Source organism: Mesorhizobium sp. WSM4844 (genome assembly GCF_055811775.1).
Genome location: NZ_JBVVQB010000153.1, coordinates 1 through 997, shown reverse-complemented (window position 1 = coordinate 997; position 997 = coordinate 1). Strand labels below are relative to the sequence as shown.

Sequence of the window (997 nt, the reverse complement as noted above, 5' to 3'; positions counted from 1 at the left end):
TCGTTGCGGCCCAAAAACTCCAGATTGCCGTCCGGCAGATAACGCGCCAGGTCGCCGCTCCGGTACAGCCGGTCGCCGTCCACAAAGGGACTGGCGATGAACCGCTCCGCCGTCAGCTCCGGCCGGTTCAGGTAGCCACGCGCAACCCCCGCCCCGCCAATGTAGAGCTCGCCCACCGCCCCGAGCGGCACCGGCCCACCATGAGCGTCCAGCAGGTAGATCCGCGTGTTCGCAATCGGACGGCCAATATGCGGCACGGCGTTGTCACTGAGAAGTCGTCCCGACGTTGCCACAACGGTGACTTCCGTAGGGCCATAGTTGTTTATCAACTTGAGAGGAGACGGTATCCGGGAAGGAACACGCTGGAGACGATCACCGCCGATCAGCAAGTATCCCAATTTTGGGTTTACCAGCTCGTCTTGCAATGCGGTAATAGCCAGCGGTGTGGCTAGAAAGGCGGCGTCCAGTGGTTGATCACGCCACCATTGCAACAGACGCGAGGAATCTCCTGCCGCCGCCCTGGGAGGGAGCAGCAATGTGCTACGATTGCATAATGCGGACCATAGCTCCCAGGTGCTGGCGTCGAAAGCCACTGCAGCCGTGAGTGTGCAGCAGGTTTCTGGTTGCGGACCAAACGTTTGCACATGCCATGCTGTAAGATTGACCACTCCGCGATGCTCGACCATGACGCCCTTTGGGGTTCCGGTGGAGCCGGAGGTGTAGATCACATAGGCGAGATGGCGGGGGGTGAGCCCCAGCGCGCGCGGGTCGGGATCGTCAGCGCCCTGGTCGGCCCACGGACGCGCGCCGTCCGAGAGGTCGACCGCCGTCAGGCTGGCGAGCGCCTCGGCGCCGAGCGCGGCGCGGCCGGCCGCATCGGCCAGCAGCAGCTGCGGCGCGGCATCGGCGAGCACCTGGTCGAGCCGTGGGCCCGGATAGGCCGGATCGAGCGGCACATAGGCGCCGCCCGCCTTCAGGATCGCCAGCAGCCCCACCA

Annotated in this window: 1 protein-coding gene; it reads right to left on the bottom strand. The window is 65.1% G+C overall.

All coding sequences use genetic code 11. The annotated features are described in order from the left end of the window. Positions 1-997: AMP-binding protein (locus tag AC0L2A_RS36195; protein ID WP_473612966.1), on the bottom strand; the 997-nt coding region annotated here is incomplete at both ends.